Annotated in this window: 27 protein-coding genes and 3 pseudogenes; 12 read left to right on the plus strand and 18 right to left on the minus strand. The window is 49.8% G+C overall.

Annotated features, from left to right (window positions below; all coding sequences use genetic code 11):
* The first annotated feature begins 3 nt into the window (after positions 1-3).
* On the plus strand, positions 4-789 hold the full coding sequence (locus FJM65_RS17830) for a phosphatase PAP2 family protein (protein WP_140623226.1): 786 nt from the start codon (positions 4-6) through the stop codon (positions 787-789).
* A 2-nt stretch (positions 790-791) separates the two neighbouring features.
* Positions 792-1,853: an MJ1255/VC2487 family glycosyltransferase gene (locus tag FJM65_RS17835; RefSeq protein WP_140623228.1), complete on the plus strand. Its 1,062-nt coding sequence runs from the start codon at positions 792-794 to the stop codon at positions 1,851-1,853.
* 173 nt (positions 1,854-2,026) lie between these two features.
* Here the strand turns inward: FJM65_RS17835 and FJM65_RS17840 are convergent, their stop codons facing one another.
* On the minus strand, positions 2,027-2,272 hold the full coding sequence (locus tag FJM65_RS17840) for a hypothetical protein (RefSeq protein ID WP_140623231.1): 246 nt from the start codon (positions 2,270-2,272) through the stop codon (positions 2,027-2,029).
* Between the two features lie 775 nt (positions 2,273-3,047).
* On the opposite strand from FJM65_RS17840, the gene FJM65_RS17845 reads away from it, so the two are divergent.
* From FJM65_RS17845 to FJM65_RS17865, 5 genes are all read left to right on the plus strand, one after another.
* A complete protein-coding gene (locus FJM65_RS17845; protein ID WP_239023005.1) occupies positions 3,048-3,263 on the plus strand; it encodes a Rossmann-fold NAD(P)-binding domain-containing protein in 216 nt (71 codons plus the stop codon).
* 445 nt (positions 3,264-3,708) lie between these two features.
* On the plus strand, positions 3,709-4,824 hold the full coding sequence (locus FJM65_RS17850; protein WP_140623233.1) for a hypothetical protein: 1,116 nt from the start codon (positions 3,709-3,711) through the stop codon (positions 4,822-4,824).
* Between the two features lie 103 nt (positions 4,825-4,927).
* On the plus strand, positions 4,928-5,605 hold the full coding sequence (locus tag FJM65_RS17855) for a HipA domain-containing protein (protein ID WP_140623235.1): 678 nt from the start codon (positions 4,928-4,930) through the stop codon (positions 5,603-5,605).
* Positions 5,606-5,944: 339 nt separating this feature from the next.
* Entirely contained in the window at positions 5,945-6,181 is a 237-nt protein-coding gene (locus FJM65_RS21465; RefSeq protein WP_219856003.1) for an alpha/beta hydrolase, read from the plus strand.
* Positions 6,182-6,240: 59 nt separating this feature from the next.
* The gene (locus tag FJM65_RS17865) at positions 6,241-6,504 is read left to right on the plus strand and encodes an alcohol dehydrogenase catalytic domain-containing protein (RefSeq protein WP_317131346.1); all 264 of its coding nucleotides are present in this window, start codon (positions 6,241-6,243) and stop codon (positions 6,502-6,504) included.
* Here the strand turns inward: FJM65_RS17865 and FJM65_RS17870 are convergent.
* From FJM65_RS17870 to FJM65_RS17885, 4 genes are all read right to left on the minus strand, one after another.
* Positions 6,453-7,070, minus strand: a complete 618-nt coding sequence (locus tag FJM65_RS17870; RefSeq protein WP_140623237.1) for a hypothetical protein — start codon at positions 7,068-7,070, stop codon at positions 6,453-6,455. The two genes, FJM65_RS17865 and FJM65_RS17870, sit on opposite strands and share 52 nt — an antisense overlap.
* Complete coding sequence (locus FJM65_RS17875; protein ID WP_140623239.1) at positions 7,022-7,276, minus strand: hypothetical protein; 255 nt, start codon at positions 7,274-7,276, stop codon at positions 7,022-7,024. Before FJM65_RS17875 ends, FJM65_RS17870 begins: the two co-directional genes overlap by 49 nt.
* A gap of 241 nt (positions 7,277-7,517) precedes the next feature.
* The gene (locus FJM65_RS17880) at positions 7,518-10,490 is read right to left on the minus strand and encodes a DUF6493 family protein (protein ID WP_140623241.1); all 2,973 of its coding nucleotides are present in this window, start codon (positions 10,488-10,490) and stop codon (positions 7,518-7,520) included.
* A gap of 11 nt (positions 10,491-10,501) precedes the next feature.
* Positions 10,502-11,842: an SWIM zinc finger family protein gene (locus FJM65_RS17885; RefSeq protein WP_140623243.1), complete on the minus strand. Its 1,341-nt coding sequence runs from the start codon at positions 11,840-11,842 to the stop codon at positions 10,502-10,504.
* A gap of 1,012 nt (positions 11,843-12,854) precedes the next feature.
* Between FJM65_RS17885 and FJM65_RS17890 the strand changes: the two genes are divergently transcribed.
* Positions 12,855-13,973, plus strand: coding sequence for a Fic family protein (locus FJM65_RS17890; RefSeq protein ID WP_140623245.1), 1,119 nt, complete (start codon positions 12,855-12,857; stop codon positions 13,971-13,973).
* A gap of 47 nt (positions 13,974-14,020) precedes the next feature.
* Here the strand turns inward: FJM65_RS17890 and FJM65_RS21360 are convergent, their stop codons facing one another.
* Positions 14,021-14,599: a zincin-like metallopeptidase domain-containing protein gene (locus FJM65_RS21360; RefSeq protein ID WP_262710953.1), complete on the minus strand. Its 579-nt coding sequence runs from the start codon at positions 14,597-14,599 to the stop codon at positions 14,021-14,023.
* Here FJM65_RS21360 and FJM65_RS21575 point away from each other — a divergent pair.
* On the plus strand, positions 14,485-14,781 hold the full coding sequence (locus tag FJM65_RS21575; RefSeq protein WP_239023006.1) for a hypothetical protein: 297 nt from the start codon (positions 14,485-14,487) through the stop codon (positions 14,779-14,781). The two genes, FJM65_RS21360 and FJM65_RS21575, sit on opposite strands and share 115 nt — an antisense overlap.
* Here FJM65_RS21575 and FJM65_RS21760 read toward each other — a convergent pair.
* The 10 genes and pseudogenes from FJM65_RS21760 to FJM65_RS17930 form a co-directional block, all read right to left on the minus strand.
* Positions 14,680-14,958, minus strand: a pseudogene (locus FJM65_RS21760) (ArdC-like ssDNA-binding domain-containing protein); the annotation flags it as partial. The gene FJM65_RS21575 and the pseudogene FJM65_RS21760 overlap by 102 nt on opposite strands.
* Before the next feature lie 67 nt (positions 14,959-15,025).
* Complete coding sequence (locus FJM65_RS17900) at positions 15,026-15,496, minus strand: JAB domain-containing protein (protein ID WP_140623249.1); 471 nt, start codon at positions 15,494-15,496, stop codon at positions 15,026-15,028.
* Between the two features lie 516 nt (positions 15,497-16,012).
* Entirely contained in the window at positions 16,013-16,150 is a 138-nt protein-coding gene (locus tag FJM65_RS21705) for a DUF4160 domain-containing protein (protein ID WP_317131347.1), read from the minus strand.
* On the minus strand, positions 16,144-16,305 hold the full coding sequence (locus tag FJM65_RS21370) for a hypothetical protein (RefSeq protein WP_181163777.1): 162 nt from the start codon (positions 16,303-16,305) through the stop codon (positions 16,144-16,146). The genes FJM65_RS21705 and FJM65_RS21370 overlap by 7 nt, the downstream gene beginning before the upstream one ends.
* Positions 16,306-16,513: 208 nt before the next feature.
* Positions 16,514-16,843 carry a hypothetical protein gene (locus tag FJM65_RS21820; protein ID WP_181163778.1) on the minus strand — a complete coding sequence of 110 codons (330 nt, stop codon included), beginning with the start codon at positions 16,841-16,843 and terminating at the stop codon, positions 16,514-16,516.
* Positions 16,844-16,869: 26 nt separating this feature from the next.
* A pseudogene (locus FJM65_RS21825) lies at positions 16,870-17,097 on the minus strand (IS1182 family transposase); the annotation flags it as partial.
* A 238-nt stretch (positions 17,098-17,335) separates the two neighbouring features.
* Positions 17,336-18,739 carry an alpha/beta hydrolase family protein gene (locus FJM65_RS17915; protein ID WP_140623251.1) on the minus strand — a complete coding sequence of 468 codons (1,404 nt, stop codon included), beginning with the start codon at positions 18,737-18,739 and terminating at the stop codon, positions 17,336-17,338.
* 78 nt (positions 18,740-18,817) lie between these two features.
* The gene (locus tag FJM65_RS17920) at positions 18,818-19,411 is read right to left on the minus strand and encodes a hypothetical protein (RefSeq protein ID WP_140623253.1); all 594 of its coding nucleotides are present in this window, start codon (positions 19,409-19,411) and stop codon (positions 18,818-18,820) included.
* Positions 19,412-19,417: 6 nt separating this feature from the next.
* The gene (locus tag FJM65_RS17925; RefSeq protein WP_140623255.1) at positions 19,418-19,906 is read right to left on the minus strand and encodes an RNA polymerase sigma factor; all 489 of its coding nucleotides are present in this window, start codon (positions 19,904-19,906) and stop codon (positions 19,418-19,420) included.
* A gap of 763 nt (positions 19,907-20,669) precedes the next feature.
* Positions 20,670-21,695 carry a hypothetical protein gene (locus FJM65_RS17930; protein ID WP_140623257.1) on the minus strand — a complete coding sequence of 342 codons (1,026 nt, stop codon included), beginning with the start codon at positions 21,693-21,695 and terminating at the stop codon, positions 20,670-20,672.
* Positions 21,696-22,140: 445 nt separating this feature from the next.
* Between FJM65_RS17930 and FJM65_RS17935 the strand changes: the two genes are divergently transcribed.
* The 3 genes and pseudogenes from FJM65_RS17935 to FJM65_RS21770 all read left to right on the plus strand — a co-directional run.
* Positions 22,141-22,269, plus strand: a complete 129-nt coding sequence (locus FJM65_RS17935) for a transposase (RefSeq protein WP_181163779.1) — start codon at positions 22,141-22,143, stop codon at positions 22,267-22,269.
* Between the two features lie 179 nt (positions 22,270-22,448).
* Positions 22,449-22,610, plus strand: coding sequence for a hypothetical protein (locus FJM65_RS21380; protein WP_181163780.1), 162 nt, complete (start codon positions 22,449-22,451; stop codon positions 22,608-22,610).
* Positions 22,611-22,622: 12 nt separating this feature from the next.
* Positions 22,623-22,796: pseudogene (locus tag FJM65_RS21770) on the plus strand (IS3 family transposase); the annotation flags it as partial.
* A 691-nt stretch (positions 22,797-23,487) separates the two neighbouring features.
* On the opposite strand, the gene FJM65_RS17945 reads toward FJM65_RS21770, so the two are convergent.
* Together FJM65_RS17945 and FJM65_RS17950 are read right to left on the minus strand one after the other, a co-directional pair.
* Entirely contained in the window at positions 23,488-24,366 is an 879-nt protein-coding gene (locus FJM65_RS17945) for an extracellular catalytic domain type 1 short-chain-length polyhydroxyalkanoate depolymerase (RefSeq protein ID WP_140623261.1), read from the minus strand.
* 171 nt (positions 24,367-24,537) lie between these two features.
* Positions 24,538-25,587: a helix-turn-helix domain-containing protein gene (locus FJM65_RS17950; protein ID WP_140623263.1), complete on the minus strand. Its 1,050-nt coding sequence runs from the start codon at positions 25,585-25,587 to the stop codon at positions 24,538-24,540.
* Between the last annotated feature and the right edge of the window lie 335 nt (positions 25,588-25,922).

Raw genomic sequence — 25,922 nt, forward strand, 5'->3', positions numbered from 1 at the left:
CCTTTGAGAACGCACTACAAAGAAAACAAACTGGCGCTCCGCTGCGCCCTGGGTACCTGGCTGATGCTGGTGCTGTGCCTATGGGGGCTGCCGGTTGCCTTCAGCGGCTACCTGGAAAGTGACCTGGACACGGTTTTCTGGTACGCTGTCTCTGAGTCAGGAGGCGTGTATGGCACGGCGGCACTGGCCGTGACGCTTTGCCTGGCGGCAGCCTGGCAGCAGGCGCGCAGCCGTCACCGGGCAAGAGCCTTTGCTGTTGGCTTCGGCTTTCTGCTACTCCTGCTGGGGAGTACCGCCGCCCTGAACGAGTACGGCGTAAAGCCGCTCCTGCACCAGGCCCGGCCCAGTCACGTGTTTCTCCTGGGAGAGGCGCAGAGCCCGCTTTTAGCTGAGTTTTACCGCAAGCCGGTGCCCGAGCGACAGGCATACCTGGAGCATTACCTCCAGGAGAATGCCGGTCAGTATGCCGGTATCTCCCCGCTGGTACTGGCGCACTGGGTGGCTGAGAGCGGCTACTCCTTTCCCTCCGGCCACTCTCAAAACGCTTTTTTACTGGCCACTATGCTGGCCTTCTGGCTGTGCGGGCAGTTGCCGGCCCGTAGGCGGGGCTGGTGCCTGCTGCCCCTGGGCTGGGCCCTGCTCGTGTGCCTGTCGCGCGTGGCGCTGGGCGTGCATTCGGAACTGGACGTGAGCCTGGGCGCCGCTGCCGGCCTGGTGCTGGCCTACCTGCTCTCGCTCACGGGTCTGCTGCCCCGGGTATTTGCCTTAACCAAACCTGAAACTAATTGATCATGAAGATACTTTACGGAGTGCCCGGAGAGGGCATGGGCCATGCTACGCGCAGCAAGGTCATCATTACCCACCTGCTCGAGCAGGGACACCAGGTCGAGGTGGTCTCCAGTGCCAGGGCATATCAGTTTTTAAACCAGGCCTTCCCGGGCCTGGTGCACGAGATCAAGGGCTTTCACCTGGCTTACCGCCAGGCGGCGGTCTCCAAGCTGGGAACGGCCCTGCTGACACTTAAATCAGCCCCCGAGAACCTGCACCGCAACTATGAGCGCTACCGCCAGCTGCTTGCCAGCTTTTCCCCGGAGGCGGTGATCTCGGACTTTGAGTCCTTTACCTATTTCTTTGCCAAGCAACACGGCCTGCCTTTGATCAGCATCGACAACATGCAGGTGATGAGCCGGTGCACGCTCGACATCCCAGTGCCGAGGCAGGAGCGTGGCAGCTACGCCATCGCCAGAAATATCGTGCGCTCCAAGGTGCCGCGCTCGGACTATTACCTCATCTCCTCGTTCTTTGACGCGCCGGTCTGCAAGGAGCGCACGAGCCTAGTGCCGCCCATCATCCGGCGCGAGATCCTGCAGGCGGTCCCTTCCGTGGGGAGACACGTGCTGGTGTACCAGACGAGCACCAGCCAGGCCAACCTGGTGGAGACACTGCGACAGCTGCCGACAGAGGAGTTCCGCGTCTATGGCTTTAACAAGGAGGAAACGCACGGCAACGTGCAACTCAAGGCCTTTAGCGAGGCGGGCTTCATCCGGGACCTGGCCTCGGCCAGGGCGGTGGTAGCCAACGGCGGCTTTTCCCTGCTCAGCGAGGCCGTGTACCTGCGAAAGCCGATCTGCTCGGTACCAATCGCCGGGCAGTTTGAGCAGTTTGTCAATGCCGCCTATGTGGAGAAGATGGGCTACGGCCGCCACTTTGACTGCTTCAGTGCCGACGGGCTCAAAGCCTTCCTCTATGACGTGGAGCGATTCCGCGACCGGCTGCAGGCATACAGGCAGGAAGGCAACACGGTCTTGTTTGCCGAGGTTGACCGGCAACTAGCTGCCCTGGTACCGGCATAAGCAGGCCCGGGTGCCCGGGCATTCAAGGGTTTTTACGGCCCGCAGGTTCTCCCGGAAAAAGGGGGGCTGCCAGAGGACACTTAGGTGAGAAGCCGGCCGAAGTAGTGAACGTTGTGATTGTATTCTTTACTTAACGCTTGAACATGAAGTGAGCTGCCTTTTATTACGCTTTCTTAATGCCGGCCATCTTGCTGGGTGTGTACCTGGTTTATGTGCTGGCAACCTTTTCCAAAGCGGACAGCTACGAAACAGGCGTTCGACAGGTAAATACGGTCATCGGGATCCTTTACCTCACCCCGGTTGTACAGGTGCTTCTTTTCCTTATCTATAGGAAGTGCCGGAAAGGCACGGCGCGCGGAATCCTGTATGGTTCGTGCTTCTGGATTTTGGTAGCCCTGCTGCATTTTTGGTTTTTTCAAGGGTTTGTTCGCTAGCTGCTGTCTGTTGAAAAGGGCAGCGCGCTGTGCTGTGATCACGATTAGTAGCGGGGCGACAGCTTGCTCGGAGGCATGGGCATAGGAGCGCGAAGCCCTATCCTGGCGCCAAGCCCGCACCGGCGCCTTTAAACGGCTACTCCCAAAAAAATAGAAAATACAACATCGCTCTCTACAGCACGCGCCTGGAGTTGCGGCAGAAGAATGGAGGCCTGCTCAGCTGTGACCTTGTCAATAATGCCATTGGGTAGGCGCAGGGGGCACCGTGTAGCTTCAATCGCTGAACGCCGGCAATTCACAAAAAAAACCTGGTATGAGCGCAGCAATACAGCGGGGGGCGCGTTAGCTATGAAGCGTACAGAAGAAGCTTAACCTGGTGCTGCTACTATTTGGCCTGTTGCTGCCCTGGCTCGGAGCATCAAAGAGCGCTGGCACCGCCTGTGCTTACCAGATCGACTTCTTCCCCGTACGGTGTGCGACAACCTCCATATCACACGCGCACCTGCCCCAGTCAGAATCCTATCGAAGCAAGCGTTGCTTCTTCTATGGCTTCCCTGGTCCCTTCCACCTCGAAAAGGAGTAGGCAGTGCTATCTCCATGCCAGCTATCAGGCTTGCACAGGTCATGGTGCAAGACAGTTTCCAGCGCCTTTCACGCTAAGTGGAAGCGGGCAGGAAACGATAAGGGGGACGGCATTTTCTCGGCCTGCGCTATGAGGTGATAGCCGGCGTGCCTATCTTTGTGCTTAATTCAGCCAGGCTTGCTGCATGTTAACCGCGAACAAAGCCGTTTTGGTGAGGAGGCTGCTTACAAGGTGCTGCACCTGCTGGATAAAGTGGGCCTGGCGGGCAAGTACAGACCCTACGTAGACAGGGTAGTGGCGCAGGCCATGGTCAACGCCGGGATTGCCGCACAACCGGGTGTGCATACTTATACCTTGGGAAAGGTATTTGAACTGGCGGGAAGAAAGCGTTAGCAGGAGGCGCTCTTTGCGGCTTTGGTACTATGTGTTGCGGCTGTGCCTGCGTTGTTGAGGGTGTAACTGCTGATCGCCCTTATCCCCGTGTTGCTTCCTATTGAATGGGTTTAAAACCATCGTTAACGGCCTGCTCAGCGGAGCAGGCCGTTAAGCCAACAAACAAATTCTTTTAGCTTCCATGAGCAGGTAGTCGCTGGATATACACCTTTAGGTCACGGCCCCAATGTTCCATGGTTTTATCTGTAGGCACTACTAAACGTATTTGGTTTGTGCTCAGAGAGCTATGACGCCTATATAAGGGTGTTGATCCTCAATAATTTAAAAGTCTAAGAGCTTGTGTTGGTAAATAAAATACTAAATTAATTAGTATAAACATGGTGTAACTAATTAATTTAGTGGCCAGTTTCAAAATTGCAGCAGCCCATCGTGCTGTGTTTTTCCTATGCCCACAGTAGCACCAAACAACTTCTTTAGCCAGCGGCGCAGCATTACAGAAATCAAACAGGAGCTGCTACTGCCTTTTTTTGATGTCTGGTGCTGTATGCAGGTAAACAGGATCAAAGAGCAGACCATTCAAGGCATCTTTTATGCGGACCTACATGCCGAAAGCAAGCAGGACGCTGTTCCTGATACCAACACCACTTTACTTAAGAGTATCCTGTCGAGACCGGAGCTAAACCAACAGGCTCATTCGTTTTATTACAGCCAATACAAAGAGGTGCTGGAACAGGTTCAACAACAGCTGTCAGGCTGTGCTTACTGTGCAGAACTGCAGAACCCGCCCAAAAGCCTTGCTGCACCTGAAATTAAAGTCCTGCCAGGAGAATTGGCTGGAGCAGGTCATGCCTCCCTGGTCTTTGCGGATCCGTTTGCGAGCGTTCTCGCACACAAGGTAGCCAAAAAAGCCCTGTTAGAATGGCGTTCGGACCTTTTTATGCTCATAAGCCCTGACAACCTTACCAAAACCATGGCAGGTAAGAAACAGCCGGAGATACTGGCCCGGTTGTTTGCCGAGCAGCTGCCACAGGTACAGCGCTTCTGCCGACTGGAGAAGGATAAGGGAAAGCGCCAGCAGTTTATCCTGGAGCAGTTTGAATGCGTGTTGCAGAGCAAAGGATATGCTTCCCTGCTTTACAAAATCAATCTGCCAAAATGTGAGCAGGCTGCATTTTACCTGCTTTTTGCGTCGCCTGATCTAAAGGTCTACAGGGGCTTGAAAGAGTACATGATGGCATACAGCGTTTCGCGAGAGGACGGTGTTCCCGAATGGGCAGCGCATAAATTTGTGCAGGCACAATTCTCCTTGTTTGGACAGGAGCCAGCCTTCACAATCGTGAACCTGATAAAAAGGTTAACAGATAAAGCAGGACAGTACAAGTACAAGTCGGTTGAAAAGATTTATGAGCTCGATAACCCGGGCACTGCCTACTGCCTTGCCAATTACCTGGCGGCCTTTGAGCAGATGCAGCGAGAAGGGCTGGTAGAGTTCTTAAATGCCAGTACGCGGCAAACCACGAAGCGTCCCACTGACACCTCCCTTGTGAAATTCAAATCGTAGCTTGGCTATTGCAGGAGGGAAGAGCCATAGGAGAAAAGTATCCGTTTGCCTCTATCGGAAGCCTGGTGAGGGTGAAGCAGAACAAGGAAAGCAGGTTATTGCTATGGGTGTAAGAAGCACTGTCACCCCATCCCTGATTTTCTTTCGGAGCGGGGAACCTGCCTACATCACCAGGCGCTTTGATGTGAAGCCTGACGGGATGAGGCATGGGCAGGAGGATATGGCTTCGCTTGCCGGCCGCACCAGGCACACGGCCGGCAGTGACTTCAAATATGAGGGGAGCTATGAGGAGATCGCCCGTATCATTGAATCCACAGTGCCTGCCTACCGGGTGGAACTGGAAAAGCTGTTTTCCCTGATCGTGTTTAACTACCTCTTCTCGAACGGCGATGCGCACCTGAAGAATTTCTCCCTCATTGACACAGCCTACGGCGATTACGTACTGAGCCCGGCATATGATCTGATCTGCACCTGCTTGCACGTGGAGGATTCGTACTTCGCCCTGAAAGGCGCGCTCTTCTCGGGTGACTATGAAACAGAGAGCTTACTGGCTAAGGGTTTTTACGCCTATGACGATATCTATGAGTTTGGGCTCTGGATTGGTCTGCAGGAAAAGCGTTTGGCCGGAATACTACATATTTTCCGGCAGGACCACGCCACCGTCCATAAGCTAATTAAGCACTCCTTCCTGCGGGAGAATATGAAGGATGTGTACAGGAACTACTACCTGGAGCGGCTGGAGATGCTCAATTGTTCAATGGCTGAAAGAAACCGGGCATAAAGAGCGTGCTGCCTGTTGTGTACTCCAGTCCATTATGCACCTTCTCATACACCTACTCAACATAGCCTGATCGGGCCTCCGCCACTACAACTTGATCAGCTGCAGTTCTGCTGTTCAAAGCAGTTATGAAGCGCTATCCACTGACTTTGCAAGCCTCCTCTAAAACAGAGAACCACCAACACCGTCGGGTGATCTTGTAAAAGGGGATCGGGTGCTTCCCAAAACGCTGCCGGTGAATCCTGATCCGGTTCTAGCATCTTTCTTTAATTATTACCGGACAAAACGTGGCTTCCATCAAAGGTCTATCAACTCCACAACCGCTTAGACGGCTACAACCCCATGGCTTTCTTTAGCTTTCCGATGGCAGCCAACATTGAGATGATTTCGCCTCGTCCAATACTATTGGTAGCCGGTGAATACGCCCACTCACGCTATTATTCTGAAGATGTTTATAAGATGGCCTCTGAGCCGAAGGAACCGGTGATTGTACCCAATACAGACCATGTGGATCTGTACGATCAGACTGATATTATTCCTTTTGAAAAGTTGGAGTCGTTCTTTGAAGGAAATTTATAACAGTAGCGAATTAAAACAGTAAAATATAACTCGTAACTGACTTAAGACAGTATTTAAATATGGAAAGAGTAAAAGCAACAGCAGATGGAGCAATCCCCGTGAAAGCAAAAGAAGTGAAAGCGTTCGGCACCGAAGCAGCCGATGCAGCTTTGGAGCAATTGAACATCCAAAGAAGAAACCCCACACCACATGATGTGGAGATTGAGATATTGTACTGCGGCGTTTGCCATTCCGACCTTCATACAGCCCGAAACGAGTGGCACAGCACGGTTTATCCGTGTGTTCCCGGCCATTTTTCCCAGAGTCGGGCATGGTCACTGTAAAGCTGCCAACCCATGAGCAGGTAAACCAGGCCCAGCAACAGGCTGAAATAAGGATTCTTTAGCGGGAACAGGAGGTTTCGGAAAGTAAACCCCCGGAATACCCGCCTGGGAGGAAAGCATTCCTCCAGCACAAACCGCTCGTTTTTGCCGCTGTGCTTGTCGGGCCACGTCAAAGCCTCCTTCAGATGGTGGGTCGGGTGTAGGAAGGTGCCGCCTCCCCCGGCCGTCAGGTAGGGCGTATCCGGACTGCCTTCAGTCACATGGTTATGGCGGGCGTAATGGTGTAGGTCCCCCGCCAGCGCCAGCACAAGCTCAAGGGACCTGCGCCTTGTCTCCAGGCAGGCGCCCTCCCGCTTGACACTGTAAGTGATGCTTTCTAAGCAGTGCTTCCTGAAGAAGGCCAGTTTCTCGTACCGCTCCTGGCGTGTGGTCCAGCCGCCGATACTACGTTCCTGGCAGAACTGCTTTAGGACACTGCTGAGCCCGTCATACCAGTCGTGGTTGCCGGAGATGGTAATCAGGTGGGGTTCCAGCCGTCCCCGACATCGGCGATGTAGTTCAGCCACAGCTCCTCACGGCCGCTGTAGTCGTAGGAAGGCGCTTTGCGGGTAGTGGCAAACGACTCCCGCTTGTCGGCATAGGTGCTGAACACAAAGGAGACCATCACCCGGACCGCCGTATCCAGCAGCTGCAGCGGGTTGAACCAGCGCACCATGGGCTTTCGCCTGAAAACCACTTTCCCGATGTTCACGCTGGACTTATCGCGATGCATGGTATGGGGTAGAAGGAGTAGAGCGCATAAGCAGTCAACTAGTAGATGAATAGCAATCCTAAGACAGGAGTATGCGCTACTGTTACAAGCTCTCTGGTGGCCCATCAGGAGCCCGGGCAGTCCGCTCCATCCGCATTGTAGCATGCTGGATTGGTGTTGGGAAATGCACCTTAGGCTTCGGCAGGGAATCCCTGACATATTTTACCGACCACACCTTTCGCGTCTCATCATTTAACAAAGGCTAAGCTTTTGTAAGTATATTTTCTCCAACAGGGGATAGTTGCCTAATCCTGCTGATCGTTTTACTCAGGCTAGGTGCATGCTGCCATGCCTCCAGCTTCGGCGTGAGATCTTTCTCTGCCGCCGACTTGTTCAGGGCAAGGACCTCCATGTAAATTTCCAGCAGTTTTTTCAGGTTTTTGATCGGTTCATCTGGTAGCTGCTGTAGAAGAGCGGTAAGCATTTCTTCCAACTGCACGTTATGCCTGCCTGAAACCTGAAGCATGTTGCTGATGATCAGATCCGTCAGCCGTTTCAGCGGGGCAAACTCAACCTGTTCCTGCAGACCAATGATTTCACCGACTAAACCGCTTTTGATGGAGTCACTGCTTACTCCCCTGATCCATATCTCGGCGGCGAAGGCACGGATGGTTTTATCGCTGCTCAACATACAGGTGGCTACAAACAGATGGGCGGTTGCACCAAAGTCCTTCCATATTTCCTGTAACGTGCGGATCGTGGCTGTCACCATTTTCCTGTCGGCCTCACTCCAGAAGGTTGGATAGGTGAGGCACTGGCCGATTACCTGGGCCAGGAGAAGCTCCGGGTTATTGGGGACAAGCATGAGCAAACGCTGAATATCGTTAGGCTCTGCATCGAGGTACTTCGTCTTCAGGGTCAGGTACTCATATAGCAGCGTCACCCCTTTTTTCTGGAGCGGGAGCAGTTTTCTTAGATTATTTTTGATGCCGGATAGCGGATTTGCTATGCCTTGCTTCTTTATCCGCACGCGTAGTATCTTTCTGGTATCATGCACCTTAAGCTCTTGCCGTTTCTGATAGTCATACTTCTTATAGGTGTATGCCTCCAGCAGCGCCTGCCATTCAAACTGTCCTGTCAGGTAATGATGGGGTAACATGGTGCCGGAAAAAGGGGAGAATTCCGGGTAAACCTGCTTGGGTGTCTTGGCTAATGCTGCGGCCATCCAGGCTGCTGGTGTGGTGAAAGGAGGCCTTGGGGAGGCATCGGGCTGCAGTAAAAAACAAACCAGGTGACCGTACTCCCCGGGCAACTCCTTCGCTGCAGCAAGGGCTTCTTCGGGTGCTTCCAGTGCACAACGGGACATAGCGATCTGCAGGTCCATGCTATCGGGCTTCACACCGGAGGCTGTGTATTGCGACAAGCGCTTCACCAGAATGGCCGGGTCAATCCAGCCCGGGGCGTGTGTTGGTGTGGACAGCAAAGGTAACCTGTCTTCTTGCCTTAGTTTTTCCTTTACCGTCAGCAGGATTTGCTTGTAAGGTTCATAGGCTGGATTCTCTGTATGCGTTTTCCAGCTCTCCAGGCTGCCTATCCTCAGGTTGTAAAAAGACCAGCGCTTCTTATTTTCCCGATCCTGCTGCACGTATCTGTTGTGAATATCGGTTATGGACGCTGTAGCTTTCGGGAACTTTTCGTGCAACAGGTAAGCATAGCTCACAAAGAAGGTGGCAAGCAGGTGGTCCAGGTATCCCATCGTGCTCTGCCAGTCATTGAGCAGGAGCTTATAGGCTCTCTGAAAGGCTGGCTCCAGCTTCGGGATGTTCTCTCCCTGGGTTTCCTGCTGCAGGTCTATCAGTGCCGCGGCAAGAAGATCAAAGTGGTAGGGTTGGTTGTTGTCAAATGCTTGGCTTGCCAGGTACACCAGTTCATCGAACGTACCGACCGGCTCTATCTTGTTTTCCAGTTGCAGGGTTGGCTCTTCAGAAAAGCTCCCTGGAAGCTCCTGCAGGGATGCTCCTATGCGCTCAGGTGTGGCGACAAAATCCTGAAGCAGGTTGCGGGTATGGACGAAAAGCGAGTCGTGGTACGTTGTTACCGCTTCCCGCAAGGCGGGGTCAGCGGCCTTCCCGTACTTCACCACCAGTTTGGCAACCCGGGTTTGCAGGGAGTCATCGGGATGGAGCAAAGCCTGGCACGCCAGCTGGGTGATAGCGCCCGCCTTGTCCTTGTGCTTCCTGGCTAGTGTGTCCAGCACCATCAGCGTGGATGTAACCACGGCCTTTGTCTCAGAGGCCAGCAACAAAGGCCCGTTTTCCAGAAAATCCTCCAGGTAAAAACCTTTCTCTGCCGCCAGTGCCTTGATGTATTTCAGGGCCATGTTCACTACCTTGCTGTGGGGAGAACTGACCACCTGCAACAACTCCTTTTGCAGCATCAGCAGCTCCTCCTTTGTGGGTTGCAGGCTGGTGAAGAGGTTGGCAAACCAGCCGGACAATATTTTGTTGAAGTTCCGGTTCGTGGCAGCCAGCGCTTCTTTCAGAAGTCGGACCCTATTGATCTTTCCTTCATCTGAGAGCGTGGTGAAGGCCGCTATCCAGCCGGTTTGCTGGGAAGCAGAGGCTTTGGTAAATTGTAAGTACCTGTCGCTCCAGTTAATCCCGGTCTCCTTTTCAAAGACGTACCAGATGTGCTCCCGGAGCGTTATTTCCCGCTGCAGCAGTTTTTCAGGCCTGAAGTTCCACTCGCTGCCGGTTCGCTCATAGATAAGCTCAGGCAAAAGCTTAGCGAGTAAATGTTCCCCAGGTGTCAGGTAGCCCTGCTCAGTCAGCTCCATGACCCACTCATAGCTGATAAACAACGGGACATACTCGGCATTTCCGTACTTGTTTATGAAATCACTAAACCAGGTTGGGCAGTACCAGTGAATGACCCGGGCCAGTACCCCTCTTTCCAGTACCTGTGCAGCGGCCAGCGACTTATCAAAATCGGAGAGGTTGAAGAGTACAAAGGAGGCGATTCCGAGCATCTGCCGTTGAACGGGTGTGGCCTTGCTTGTAAAGGTGGTGGAGCCGCCTTTCGTAACGGGTTTGTACTCCAAGTACTCCTTGTTCAGTTTTTTGACGTGAGGTACAAGGCTTTTCTTTTGCTTCGCGTCCAGTGACCGCAGGAACAGAAGCAGGGCTTCTTCTTTTTGTTTTGCAATGATGCCGGTAAGCTGCTCTTGGATAGTCATATGCACGTAGGTTAACCGATCAGTTTCTTTTTGACAGCCAGTATGTGTTTGCAGGCCCCTCTTTCTCCCTGGTGCCTGCTGTACCAGGTACAGGTACAGCGTTCCTTGTCGCCTTCGAGCATGACCACATGGCGCACACCGCTGCCTTCCACCCGTGCTTCGACTTTCGTGTCCGTCTGAACCACCAACTCCACCTTTCCGGCCTCCAGCAGCTTTTCTGCCTCCTTCATGCGCGGGTTCAGGCTCAGGATCCGGTTTAACTTGAAAGGCAGGCTTCTGTAAAAGAAGTGGTTCTCATCCAGGTCAAAGCCCAGCAGGCCCATGGCCGAGAGCCTCCCTGTAATATTATCTACTTTCTTCAGGTCAAGTCCTTCCTGTATGGCTAACAGTGTCGGGTTAAACTCCTGGTTGGCATAGCTGTACTTGTCCACCAGGTCGATCCATTCTTCCGGCACATCCTCCAGCAATGCCTCCAATGCGGCTCCCTCGCCTGAGAAACCACGCCACGCGTCGCGGGAAAGGGAAAGGCTGAAGCGCACGTTGCCGAAGTATAGCTGCCAGGTGGTGGACTGCATGGCAGGGTGTGGGAAGACCCGTAGTTCGTCTGCCAAAGGCAAGAGCGGCTCCAGGAGGCGCAAGCGGTGTATACCTCCGACACAGATGGCAGCGGAGGACTTTACCGGTGAGAAAGCTGCCTTATTGCCACGAACAGTCAGGTAGTAATCAGTTTTAGGTTTGCCGTTCGGAATACTGCGAAAGAGCTGCAGCGCCTGCATGCGGTTGAACGTAAACGTCTTTTCAGCCTGGGCCAGGAACAGCTGCACTGTGGTGAGGCCCTTGATCCATTTGGTGGGCAGGGGCACCTTTCGTTCCACTATTTTGGCCTCTTCTTTCTGAAGGGTGACTTCTTGTTTCCCTACCGAAAGCATCACCTTATCGCTTTTGCCGATGCCGCTAAGTGCTGCGAGCATGGGCTGGTTAAAGTCCACGTTGGTTGTGCCATTTGCCAGGAACTCTCCATCATGGCCATCCGGCAACACATCCACACGCGCATAAACACCGGCGCAGTGGGAAAAGCCCTCAAACCGGATCTTGTTGTTACCCGCCGTCACGATAGGATCTTTGAGTAAGGCTAACTGGAAAGGGGAGAGGTTAAAGCTGGACTGTACAACGTTAGAAAGTGTGACCAGGCACCGCGCCGTGATATAGGGGTTGGTGAGCCTTCCCCAAAAGAAGCAGGCGGTGTCTTTCTTCTGAACTTCACTGTATTGGGCCAGGAACAGTTCATCAAGGCCATGTGCTTTATTGAGCAGCGATGGTTGCTTGTACTGGTAAACAAGTGTGTCGGACATATAAGAAACTAGTAACAGCAGAACTCCTGGGAAAGCATCATCTAAAAGAGAGCAGGTTCAGGTAAATTTTCCCAGGTTTACCAGCTTTAAAGATAGCAGAAAGCTGGTAAGTCTTTAAGCCTTCTCAAAAAAAAGAGCTTTAGGCCTTCCGGGTCTTTACTACCCTGAGGAGGGCAGCCGGCAAGTAAAGGGAGATACAGCGTTATAAAACCCATCCATTGCAACAAGAAAGTAGAGAGTTGCAATGGATGGCGATTCATGTTTACACAGAGTTTCTCTACAGCCTCGGGTCCACCGCCTCGCTCTCCAGCGCCAGTACATCAAGAGTTGAGCGATCGACATAGTTACTAGTTCGGCGACTAATTATATGGTTAGTTATCTGAGTGTCTACATATTTTACAGTAAAAGAAGGTGTGTTTTAATTGTTTTACAGTCAATCTAATCTTTTTAATGAAGCCTATCTGAAGTAAGAGGTATCTCAGAACATCCAAGTTAGTGGGTGCTTTTCTGTGAGTGACGCTTCTCGGTGCTCCTTAGCCAGAAGGCTAAAGGTATAGCTTGAAGCTTTGAAAGTTCAAGCGGCGTGGAGAAGCATCATTCTGTCATCTTCTAAGGGGCTTTACGCAGTTGCGGTAGGAGAGCTTTGTTTCGGATCGGCTTCAACGACGGAACGCCCTATCCGGTAGTACAGAAATAGTAGCTGCATGCGCAGGCTAAAAGTCATTCGTCCTGCCATTTTAGAGAGCTATGACTAAAGGAGGGGGAAGTCCTTTTTCAGGAAAGCCGCTTCAGCCAAGCAACCACACTATGATATCTGGTTTTATAACCTATAAACCTGGCATTGCGTGCACTACCCGCCCCTGCTATTAGTGTCATGGTCAATAACACAATTCTCTTTTTTTAAATTCAGCGTTGTAAGTAAAGTGTTTTGGGCTTGTGCGGAGATTACGTTTGCTAATCTCCGCACATTTACGGAGATTAGCAAACGTAATCTCCGCAGTTTATCACCATCATGAGTTTCTACATATACCAGCAACCGGCGTGGCCGCAGTTTACTTGGGATGAGCATTCACTCTCCAGGCTCTTAGGGGAAGTGCGTTATGTGCAAGGGCGATCGGCAGGGCGTATGGAAGGACTCGGATTTTCCGTCAGAGAAGAGACCATGCTGCAGACTCTGACGCAGGACGTGTTAAAGTCTACCGAAATTGAAGGCGAGTTACTGGAGCCTGATCAGGTGCGGTCATCCATCGCCAGGAGACTGGGTATGGATATTGCCGGGCTCATTCCATCGGATAGGGATGTGGAAGGGGTGGTGGAGATGATGCTGGATGCCACGCAGAACTATCAGGAGCCCTTAACAAAAGAGCGCTTGTGCAATTGGCAGTCCTCTCTGTTTCCGACAGGTAGAAGCGGCATGTACAAGATCATCATCGGGGCCTGGCGGGACAATGAAAAAGGGCCCATGCAGGTAATATCAGGTCCACTTGGAAGGGAGAGGGTGCACTTTGAGGCTCCTGACGCGCCCCGGCTGGAGCGTGAGATGGAAAAGTTCCTGGACTGGTTCAACGGAGAGTCGGTGCTGGACCCGGTGTTGAAGGCTGGCGTTGCCCATCTCTGGTTTGTTACCTTGCATCCGTTTGATGATGGGAACGGCCGTGTGGCGCGCGCGATCACGGACATGCAGCTGGCGCGCGCTGAGAAAGGCGGACAGCGGTATTACAGTATGTCCGCCCAGATACGGCAGGAGCGAAACGCCTACTATCATATCTTGGAGAAAACGCAGAAGGGCACGCTTGATATAACCCCGTGGCTGGAGTGGTTTCTTTTCTGTCTGATCAGTGCGCTGCATGCGGCAGAGGAGAAACTGGAGGCGGTATTACAGAAAGCCCGTTTCTGGGATTTGCACGCGGAGACACCGCTAAACGAACGGCAGCGCCTACTGATACGGAAGCTGCAGGACGGGTTCGTCGGAAAACTCACTTCTTCAAAGTGGGCAAAGATCGCCAAATGCTCCCAGGATACGGCGGGCCGTGATATACAGGATTTAATTGGCAAAGGTATTCTCCGGAAGGATGCTGCCGGGGGAAGGAGCACGAGCTACAGTCTTGTTAACGACGAACAGGCATTTTAAAAGTAATAAAGGGGCTGCCTGATTTCCAGGCAGCCCCTTTGGGTTCTTTAAGCGGCCGCTTTTACTTGGGGCGGAACTTCTTGCTGCTCTTTGGTCTTCAGGCCCAGGATAAAGCTGGCTGCCTTGAAGGCCCTGGCGGCTGCGTAGAGAAGCATCGTTTTGTCGTCTTTGAACTTGCTGACCCAGCCCTGCAGGTAGGCCACCGAGTTGGGGAAGACCTGCTCCCGGATGCCGGTAAAGGCGCAGAGGAAGCTGGCGCCCATCTCGGCCACAAGCTCCTCTTTGCTGTAGCTTTCATCCCCGAAGCGGGCCTTCTCCTCTTCTGAGAAGCGGGTAAGGCGCATGGGGTGACCGGTGGCGTGGATGAGCTCGTGAAAGAGCGTGGCGTGGTAGGCCTCAGCGGTGACGAAGCGCTTGGGCTCGGGTACCTGCACGATGTCGGGCGCCGGGGCATACAGGCGTCTGCCCCGTGCCTGATCCTGGGGCGGGGGGATGGGAAACCTTCCACTACTTGCTGGCAGCTCTCGATGACCTGCTGCCCGCTTCGCACCCGCACTTCCGGCAGGTGGAAGTCCACACCCTCCACCTGGTCGATGTTGAACACGGTCCAAAGAAATGGGATGCATCTTCTGCTCTTGTCATTTTCCATTACATCCTGCTGCTCCTCTGCCTTTCCGTTCTCTTTGCCTTTATACACTTTCCAGTAGACGATACGGGTACCTTTCTGGCCCCTGCGGACGCGGCCGCCCAGCTCGCGGGCCTGCCGGAAGGTGAGGAAGTAGGGCGCCTTGTAGTTGTTCTTCTCTGAGATGTAATGCAGGTAGAAGGCGTTGAAGCCCTCGTAGGGGCGGGCGGATGCGTAGTTTCTGGGCAGGCCGTAGGAGCCCCAGGGCTTTTGCCAGAGGACCTTTCCTTTCTGGAGCTCAGCGATCACCTCATCTGTCACTTGCTGGGCAAGCTGGTTGAATTTCTGGTATGCATTCATAGTAGTAAAATTTAAGGTAGTTGAATAATCAATTGAAGGCGCTTTGCTTCTAAAAGGAGGAGAGGGGCTACAGGAGCCCCTCGTCTGCAAGTGAGTAGTAGCCCTCGCTGGTGAGGATGATATGGTCCAGGACGGCGATGTCGAGCAGCTCCCCGCCCTGCTTGAGCTTTTTGGTGAGCTGCAGGTCCGCCTGGCTGGGCTTGAGGTTGCCCGAGGGGTGGTTGTGGGAGAGGATGATGCCGGAGGCGCAGGCTTTGAGGGCGGCCACGAAGACGAGCTTTGGGTCTGCCACAGTGCCGGCCACGCCGCCGGTGGAGAGCTCGTAGACGCCCAGCACCCGGTTGGCGCGGTTTAAGAGCAGCACCTTGAACTGCTCGACAAACTCGAGTTTGCCCTGATCCCAGCCCTCTTTGAGGACGCGGTAAGAGTCGGTGGAGCTGGTGACCTGCGGCCTTTCGCTGGGCTTGACGCGGTTGCGGTAGGAGAGCTTGACTTCGGCTACTTTGTGGAAGGCGGATGTGTTGACAGTCTTTTCCATAATCATCTGATTTTTAGTTAGAGGAAATTGATTATGGTGCCCCCGCCGCCTTCGGCGACGGACTAAGGGCAAGGTGGAGGCGGAGAAAATGCGGAGGGTCCGCGGCCCGTGGATACCCATTTTGTCCGGACAACCTTGCTCCCGTGTCCGGCCCTGAAGGCTACCTTTGCCCCAAAATGAATGACGGTTGGACTTTTTTTATACAACGGATGTATACAGGCTTCAAGCAAGGCGTTGCCGAGTATAGAGCCTGTACATGGTTATGCCACCCGCTTCTTCTCTTCTTGCATATCACATAAGAAGTTGGGATAGATATCATATCCTTTAAGCCATTCAAGTCCACCTCCTGGCTCAATTGTTACTTTGCTAAAATGGTTATCTTCTTACAACTCTTTTGTGAACCCTTTACCAAATGTGATAATTGCTTAGGATTTCAAATTCAACTATTTCATTCATAGCTTTCTATTATCTTAACAGTTCAATTTTATCTAAGCTTGCAGGTACTTGAGCTTTCTCTCATTTTGCCAGTAACTCCTCTTTATGTAAAGACGCCCACTCCAGGACTAAAGCATGTGCTCTATTGGGTAACGTTCCTGCTATTCTATCTAACTCAAGTGCCTGTTGCACAACTCCTGAGTATGAAGCCCTTACCATCCCTTTCCCATGGCCAGTTCAAAGTCTGACCGAAAATAGAGATGAAAACCACCCACCTGCTTAGGCTTGGGCAGAGCCACGGTGGCTGTCTGGCCCCTTCTGGGGGTGTAGTGCAGCAGTTTCTGCAGGTTGTAGGCCGCGTCGGACATCAGCATTCCTTTGGGGCCAGCTTCAGGCCGCGGGTGTTGACCTTGCGCAGGCACATGTGGTTTAGCAGTGTACCCAGTACCGGCTCCACCGTGGCCTACCGGAGCCGTTTCATCCGCCGGCCCCAGCGGCTGCTAATCCGGGCGATAACCCGCTCATATTTGGCGAGGTAAGAGGTGATGGTCTTTTCGAGCTTCTTACCGCAGCTAGCGGCTTTCAGGGGGCAGTCCTGGTAGCTCTGGCGCGTGGTGCGGTAGAGCCGGGAGCAGCCTTTGCCGGCACCGTTTGAGTAATGCTTTCCGCTAGGGTTGATGCCGTAACCGAGGTGCCGGTAAGGTTACTTTTGTTAAGCACCGTGGAGGAGAAGCCGGAGGAAGTGAAGACCTGCACCTGATAGGTGTCTGCCCCCGAAACGGCGTTCCAGCTTAGGGTGGGGGAGAGGGCAAGATTGGTGGCCTGGTTAGTCGGCGAGTAGTGGGTGGTGTTGGAAGTGTAGAGGAGGCACTTGTTGTGCCCCCTGGAACGAAGGTCTGCTCCCAGCGCCATTTGCGGTGGCGGGCCTGGACCAGGCGCAGGTCCAGCCGCAGGCTGCGGTGCTCGATTAGGCGGTGGTCGGAGGCTATGTTCTCCAGGTGAGCTACCAGGCAGAGCTTGAAGAAGACGACCGGGTCGATCGAGTGCTGGCCGCAGCGCCCGTAGTAGAGTGCCGTCAGCTCATAGTGAAACTCCAGGTCCAGCCTGTCCTTGAGCCGCTGGTAGAAGTTGTGCGCCGGCACGTGCGCCGAGAGCGAGAAGCGCAGCTCCCGCTCGTCTTCGAAAGTTTTTCTGCCCTACATCCTATTATAGATTTGGCACTAGCTCTTTTTATAGTTTGATTCAATTTTCAACCAGTTGTGCAACAGGCACTAAAGTTGATAAATTTTTTCTTATACACCGCCTATCTACAATCAACCGTTGTTGCCAACCCTTACATTTTCTAGTTTGTTTTTAGATATATAAGACACATCTGAGCCTAGCAATAGGCTCATGTGCGCATCATCATATTTCTTTTAGAATCCACCTGCTTATTTTTTCAAGGACCTTCGGACTCATCGTTTGTTCGATCTTTGGGTATTCAGAAATTTGTCCTGTTGTGCTCTCCTGGAACAAGTGGTTTAAATCAGGCATCAACACAACTTCGTAATTTCCAGACTTACTTTTTTGTAAAGCTTCTTTGACTGGCTTCATGTTATATTTTGGAGGTACCTGCGTATCATTGCTTCCATACAAAGCCAAAGCCGGAATGTCTATTTTTGTGATTTCTTCCGCGGGGTTGTAATGGTAGAAATATCGGATCCATGGACCAGTTCTACTCTTAACCAGGTTATCAATAAATTCAGCTTTATTTATGGTTGGGGGGAGAATGGAAGTTAATACTTCAGAATTCTGATAGAAAGATCTCAATTCCTCTTTTACGATCGTCGTCTCCTTATCAGAAGCCGCGATAGCAATCGCTTTTTCTATATACGCTTTATATCTTTTCTCGTCCTCCACGGGAAAATTCCTGTAATCTAGCGCTTGCTGCAGAGAGACCTGTTTCCCCAAGACCCCGGTACCCGCTAACATAATTATGAATGACACATCCTTTGAGCTATTGGCCACTTTAGGAGCAATAATGGCGCCTTCGCTATGGCCTATCAAACCTATTTTATGCCCCCCGATATCAGTTCTGCTTTTTAAGAATGCTAGCACACTCAATACATCCTTCGAAAAGTCGGCGGTAGTTGCTTTTTCAAAATTTCCAGTCGATTCCCCTACCCCTCTATCATCATATCTCAAAACAGCGATTCCTTGTCGCGTTAGATAGTCTGACAGCACAAGAAAGGGCTTATGTCCCATATATGATTCATCTCTATCTTGTGGACCGCTACCGGAAATTAATACTACCACAGGGGTATTTCGGTTAAATGCCCTGGGTAAGGTAAGTGTTCCTGCCAGGCTAATGTCATCTTCAGAATTATATATTTTTACCTCTTCAACCAAATACGGATATGGTTTGGCAGGTTCCTGAGGTCTTTTGGGAGTCTCTACCCGCTTTATCAGCTCTTCTTTAGTAAGGATCAAGGGAACACTATTTAAGCCTTCCTGGAAGGTGCCGTTGATTTTACCCGATTCTACATCCCACTTTCCATTGAATTTGAATCCCAGGTTTGATGCGTCGATGCTTAGCTTATTTTCGATGAATGTGGTCGAGGCTGGCTGAAGTTCCGTTAACCCCTGGCTGGGGATAGCTAACTTGGCAATGAGGTCTTCTTTACTTTTAGATATTTCAAAGATAAACAGCATGGATTTCCCAGGCTGTACTTCCAGGTTTCCCTGCCAGGTTCCTTCAATATGCTGCGCAAACAGGTTATTGACATTGACACATAAGATTAACAGGAGCGTGATTGTAAATATTTTCATGATTATAATTAGTTTAGGGCATGACTATCCTTCTGCTGAATTTTCAGCTGATAGAAACAGGAATATTTATAAGGTTTTTTAGTTGTTGATTTCGGAGAGTAATTTCTCAGTGGCTTCTAACGACTTATGGTAGGATTTCAATACCCACAGCGCAAACCCTAAGAAAGCAATGACTGAAATAGGAAATGTTAAGGTCCAAAAATATTCGCTTTCACTAAGGTTAACACCCTTAATAGCTGAAAGCACGGGAATGGCTATTAAAATTAAGAATAGTCCCAGTGACACATTTAATTTTTGAAACCTTTGAAATTTGACCTTACGTTTTCCGAAATCATTTAAAGTATCTAAGTAGGGTTTAGATGAGATCGTTAATTTTTGCATTCCCTTCAAACTCCTTAAGGAAATTACCGGTAGCGTTAAGAGTAAACCGATAGCAATGACCGCAAAGATTTTTTCGGCTACAGGCTCAATTTTCATGTAATTCAGGATTAAATAGATAGCACCCGAATAACAGATAATTGCCCCTATCATTTCAGAGTATCTGATCTTATTCAATTTCGAATGGTACTTTTCTTCAGTCACCTTTTCGATGAGATCTTTCGTGAGCAGCTCTTGTTTTTCTACTTTGTTGCTCATTCCCTCCCATAAGTTTTTCATTTCATCCAATTCCATAATTTCTTAGTTCTTATTTATTTGGGATTTCAATTTTTTCTTGATCCTTGAAATCTTAGTCCCAACGTTACTTGTAGTTATTCCAATTATTTCTGCGATTTCATCATGACTCTTTCCTTCCAGATAAAGTAGAATAATACCCTTCTCTAGAAGATTTAATTTTTGAATTTGATCATGAAGCAATTTCAGCTTTTCGTCTTCTGAATGATCCTTGTGCTCGGCAATTCTTTCCACCATAGGATCGATCGTAGTAGTTCCTACTTTTCTATTATTCTTTTTCAAATTATAGATGGCGGTATTCATTGCCACACGGTACATCCAGGTGCTTAATTTTGAAAATTCATCAAAGCTGTCGTAAGATTTCCAAAGTTGAAAAACGATCTCCTGGTAAAGATCTTCTCTGTCCTGAAGGCTGTCTGTATATAGCAGGGTCACCTTGTAAATCAGGCCTTCATTCTCTTCAATGGCTCTTGTAAAATGCTCTTTTTTGTTCATTTAGAATTTAAACTTCCCCCTATTAGTGTATCAGGCTTTGAAAAAATCACACCTTGAAGGTTTTTTTAATGAAAGGCATTTTAATAATTACTGGCAACTTCTCTAGGAGCGAAAACATGAACGGAGTAAAAACCAGGTTTCCACGGTTTTAAATCTAACAAAATCAGCCTGATAAGGTATGCCCGGCTAAAGATGGCAAAGGCCTGTCGGGCACAGCGACAAGCGCCAGCACCCTGATCTTACCTCTACCAGGAAGCGGTCGTAGCGCGCTTTGCAGGCGGCATTTGATTTCTTAGCCGAGAAGCTGCACCTAAACAGCTCGCTCCTGATAAAGTCTCCTTTCCTCTCGGAGATCTTTACCCTGCCCCTGATACTGGTGCCGGAAGTGAACTCGAGGGGGCGACAGGCCTCCCATGAGTTGCCGGGACTTGTCCACCCTCCGAAACATGACTCATCCCAAACTTTTAATAAGCCTGTTTTGAGGCTAAAATGGAGCCCAATGAGGATTTAATGGCTGTTTTGAGGTTGTTGCCAGCGGCTCATCAGAGCATGTACTCAACCTCAAAGAGATCAAATATGCCGCTTTTATTCAGGCATGAAGCCATTTTGCCCTTCTGAGTAGCTGAAAAAAGAGGTGACAGCATGAAAAAGGCGCCCCGGTATACTCCAGAGACGCCTGTTTGCCTTTTTAGCCCCTTATCAAACTCCGGGATTACTTGCTAAAAAATTATTCCCTTATTTTATAGCTCGTCATGGCAAAATGTCATTCTATAGCCTGAATGTATTCTTTGTAACCACTATTTTCATAGAATTCAATGAGTGGTATCCTGTAAATATCCTTCCAAGAGCCTTCTCCGTGTTGTTTAACGTAACTCTCTATGATGCGGAAGCCTAAAAAATAACATAATTCATCTTCTATGTTTTCTGGAATATTTTGGAGGATGGGTTCACATTCACCACTTCTTCCACAATGCCTGTATATGGGGCAACCTTCTTCTTCTGTTTTAAGCAAGTACGGCTCTAGCGCATTGAATATCTCTTTTTCCCTCTCAAACAACACCTTATTCTGCTCGCCATACAGCGCCTCGCTTACATCTTGGTGCAAGTATTTATAAGTATAGTAAACGGCTAATCCTTCGTCCAGCGTGATACCTAAGCCGGTATGCCCATGTTGGTCATCCTGAAGTGTTGGTTCAAAGACAAGATGCTCGATTTCATGGGCAAATAGCCCATTGATCGCTGTTGTACTCCAGGCATCGCCAAACATATCCAACACCATTGTGCTTTTATCACAGCCGCCGGAAATCTGGAAATCTTTCGGACCAAAGTAAATCATCCATTTCCCTTTTCCCTTTTGCCCTGTAATTTCCTGAACAGCAGTTAAATGGTTCCGAAAAAGCTGATTTACGTCTACTGAATCCAGAACAGCTAATTTCGATTCTATCATCGCTTTATTGTCACGGATTAATTTCCTGTTCCATTCGTATAACCCCTTTGGCCTGAACTTTATGGCATTTTCATCACCAAATATCATCCCAAGACAGTTATCGAAAGTGTTTTTATTCGGGAGGTAAACTTTGTTTAAGATAGTCAGGCTATCGAATCCAGAATCCTTATGAGCCAGGATCTGGTGCTTAAAAGTATTGTGGATAACCATGTCGCCGACAACTACACTGTCTGATACAGCGCTGACACTTTCGAAAATCGCTTTTTCCTTGGTTTCTTTCGACCCATTCTGACAACTCTGAACCATAAGTATTAAAATCAGGGGTAAAATTACTTTTCTCATATTACTTTAAAAAAAGCTGTTTAGAATGGAAGGAACCTCTAAAGAATTAAGCTGGTAAAAGTGTTTGAAAAGACATTTTTACCCTTATTCCATGCAAGTCCTAAGCGAAGATAGCATAAACCGCTGGATGGTAGCGCATCTGAGCGTGAGCACAAGAGCCCAAAAGCCTCAGAAGCTGTTTTAAAATGTATTGTAGGGGAATAAAAGTAGGGCCCACTTTGGGTAAGATAGTTGAACGACCAACTAACCAAAACCTCGGTGAGCACCCTTCAAAAGAAGCAAAAAAGGAATAGTTATCCAAGTGATATGAGCCAAAATGGCTGGAAGCAGCTAAAGCAGGCGCTGCCGGTTGTCCCTTCTTGCAATAAGCGCTGTGTGAACTTGCTACCTTTGACTGGGGGCTTCTTGATGGGCAGCTTCTCTGAAATATTTACATTTGATGAATATGGAAAAAAGAGCGTATGACGCCTCCTTCAAGCGGATGGCCATTGACCTGTCCTACGCTAGGGGGTCGGTAAAAGAAGTGGCTCTGGAACTGGGTATAGATCCCGGTAGACTGAGCAAGTGGCGGTGAGAAGGAAGGTACCCCCATACGCTTTGCCGAAGGATTGACAGAGGAGCAAAAGGAGATCAAACGGCTGCAGAAGGAACTCAGGGAGGCGCAGCTGGAGCGTGATACCTTAAAAAAGGCCGTAAGCATCTCCCGAAACGAGTTCGGGATCCCCGATTCTCCAGGGGAGACGGGCGGTAAACGTGGGCTTCCTAAAAGAGCACCGGAACCAATATCCTGCAGAGAAGATGTGCCGGGTGCTGAAGGTGAGCACCGGCGGATTCTACTACTGGCTCCAGCACCCCCAGAGCCAGCGAGCGCGCAAAGAGGCGCAACTGGTAACCAAGATCAGGCAGGTCCACTAGCAGAGCAAGGGCCGCTACGGCAGCCCCCGCATCAGCTTTGAGCTAAAGGAGCAGGGCATCCGGGCCTCCCGCCCCCGCATCGCCCGGCTGATGCGAAAGTATCAGATACAGAGCATTGTCCGGAAAAATACCGGGTCCAGACCACTGACTCCAACCATGGCCTCACGGTGGCAGAGAATCACCTGAACCGGGACTTCACAGCAACAAAACCGGCCCAGAAGTGGGTGTCGGATCTGACCTATATCTGTACGGCAGAAGGCTGGCTCTACCCGGGCGGCTGTGCTGGACCTGGCCGACCGGAAGGCAGCGGCCTCACGCCAGTATCGACTCTATGCCGCCCGAGCAGGCCCTCCGGCGGCAGGGGGACGATCCCCAAAAGGAGGAAGCGCTACAAAAGAAGCACAAAGGCCGTAGCAGTCGAAGACCGGGCCTAGTAAGGCTGTGGAAATATGAAAAACTCCCCCTGAGTTTTTCATATTTCCACAGCCCCGATAGTGGTAGCGGTTATGATTGATTTTATTGATGTACTTGCAGGACAAGCCGTCTGTAAAGTTTATGCAGGACAAACAGCGAAAGACCCTAAATCACAAACAGGACGAACTCTCAAACCTGTAGTTTTTTTTGGACGCCCTCCACTTTCGGCTGATGCTCTGGTAGGCCAAAGGAAGGAATTATTGAACTATTTCTTCAGGTAATTAGTAGCTGTGTTTGATTACTTAGGACGAGAGAAGGAGTAGTATTTAGCTTACATTATCAGCAACAAGTGCTCTACCTGATAACCTATTTTAAGTACTTTATGACAACGCTACTCTGAAACCAAGTTTGGAAAACCAATTTCCCCTGGCAGTGTTCAAACAAGTGGATGGCACATGTCTTTTCAGTGCTTTCTATTTTTACTGAAGAAACGCCACATGATCTCATTGATGTCTATGTCCCTGGTTGTATAACCCAAAGGGTAGCCGATGTTATAGGCAACACCACCCGGCCAGGTATGGCCACCGTTCTCGACAGTAATGAGCGATACTGCAATGTTTCCATCCGATACTTCCTGAATCGTAACAGAGGTGTCATCCTTTTTATCAGCATTAACAACTTTCATACTTTCTTTCCGGCCTGCTAGCCCATTGCGTATTGCCCAGTAACTATAGGTATCTGAAGCCGACGCATAAGCATTTGTTTTTCCATCATACTTTACCACCTCATCGGCCGTGCCGTGCACCTGCATCACGCTCACTTTTTTATCACCTTGGTGATAATATTTTACCGAGTCAGGCAAAGGCCCGCCAATGGAAGCAATGGCGGCAAAGTCATCCGGCATTTCAGCAGCCAGTCGATGACAGAAAAAACCGCCTCGTGATAAGCCTGTTGCAAAGATGGCCTTTTCATCTATACGGTACGTTTGCTTCAGGCTGTCGAGTATGGCTTTGACAAACCCAACATCATTGGTGCCTTTTTGGTAAGACATTTCAAAGCCTACGTTCCAATCCTGCTTTATTCCGGAGGGGTATACCACTATAAAATTGTGTTTATCAGCAGCCTCATTCATTCTGGTGTAGAGCATTTGTTCAGCTATGCTCATGCCTCCGCCATGGAAGTTAAATACTAAAGGATAGGAGTGGTTGGGGTTGGATTGATAGGAGGCAGGAAGGTACAAGAGGAACTTTCTCTTAACCCCCTCGAATTGGAAGGATTGTACCTGTGCAGAAACGGTGATGGCAGTAGCCAGTAATACTGCAGTGATGAGAAGTTTTAACATGATCATTTAGTTTAGTTTCGACACAAATGACGAGCTAGCAGGTGTCAGATTCTTCCAAAATGATCATTTGCCTATAGTAAATAATGATTTTATAGCCAGTTTTTACTTTCCGGCAGTTCTGGGGAAGGAATTCGCATGAAGATAGGAGTTAGCCGGCAGGGTATGGAGTCTCTACGCTTGTGTCATCTCTTTACGATACGCTGATGGAGTTTTCTGCGTTTGTTTTTTAAAGGCGGTATTAAAGCTTGTAAGGCTATTAAACCCGACCTCGTAAGCAATAGCTGCAATTGTAAGTTCATTGGATTTGCTCCCTTCCAATAAGGCCTGCGCATGCTTAATACGGTATTGATTAACAAAACCGTTAAAATTCGATCCAGACCTGCTATTGATTGCCAACGAAATCTTTTGTGGGCTCACTTTTAAGGCCTTGCTGAATGTGCTTAAGGCAAGGTCAGGGTCTTTGTATAGCTCCTCTTCTGTTAGGAGTTCCTTTACATGCTCGTAAATCTGGTTTATTTCAGTTTCTGATAATGGTGTCGTTTTATACTTTGCCACATCAAGCCTATTGATGTAGCCCTTTTTAATGGCAATCAGACTGACTCCATAAGCAATGAAAGAATAAAGAAGAGGTCCAAGAATGTAGGGAACTCTGTCCTCCAGTAAGTTTAACACATACACCACCCACAGCGCTGCCAACGCATAAAAAAGGAGTTGCAGCCACTGTACCGTGGCTGCAACTCCTTCCGAAGAGTCTTTGTGCTTTTGTATCTGCCGGTAACTGTAGAGTAGATAAACCAAGTAGTGGCCGTAATAGAGGCAGAAAAGAAAAACAAACACACTTACCGGAGTAGTTTTTACATTTTCCCTGTTAGTCCAAAGACTAAAGGCTATTCCCGCAAGAAAAGGAATAAAATGTAACAGTAAAGCAGTGGTGAATCGGAATGATTTTTCCAGAACTGATCTGGTGTAGAAGTGGAAGAGGGGACCAATTAGCAGAAGTGCGGCAAGACCCGCAAAAATCAACTGCAAGTAAAACTCATCCACAAACTCCAGAAAAACAGATTTCCCAATGCGGAAAGAGAGTATCAGCAATAGTATGCTCAGGATCTTATTGGAAGTACTCAGTCCCTTCGGGTGGACCCAAAGAAAAGCAGCTAAAAAGAACCCGTGAAGGACACCTAAACTGCTGAGCAGTATAAGAAGGACCTGGCTTGTTGACATGAGAGCAAATAAACAAATTATTACACTCTAAAGCATTCAACTTAAAAATATTAAAACCCATAATAAGAAGTTCCGAGATATATAGAATGTAGAGAAAAGCTAGAAACTGTTGCTCGTGTAGTTGATTGTTACCTAAAAAGTCCGATAATTCTCCCTTTCGGTTAAAGATACCGAACCCAAAAAGCCGCCCCATTTGACGTGGAGCGGCTTTCTTGATGTAGTAGACCATAGGAAGGAATTATCGAACCATATCCACAGGGATTTGCTAGCAGTACTTGAGTTAATGTAAGTACTTTATAACATTATAGCCCTGCGATACTGTATGCAAACCAATG

This window comes from Pontibacter mangrovi (genome assembly GCF_006385705.1).
Taxonomy (GTDB): Bacteria; Bacteroidota; Bacteroidia; order Cytophagales; family Hymenobacteraceae; genus Pontibacter; species Pontibacter mangrovi.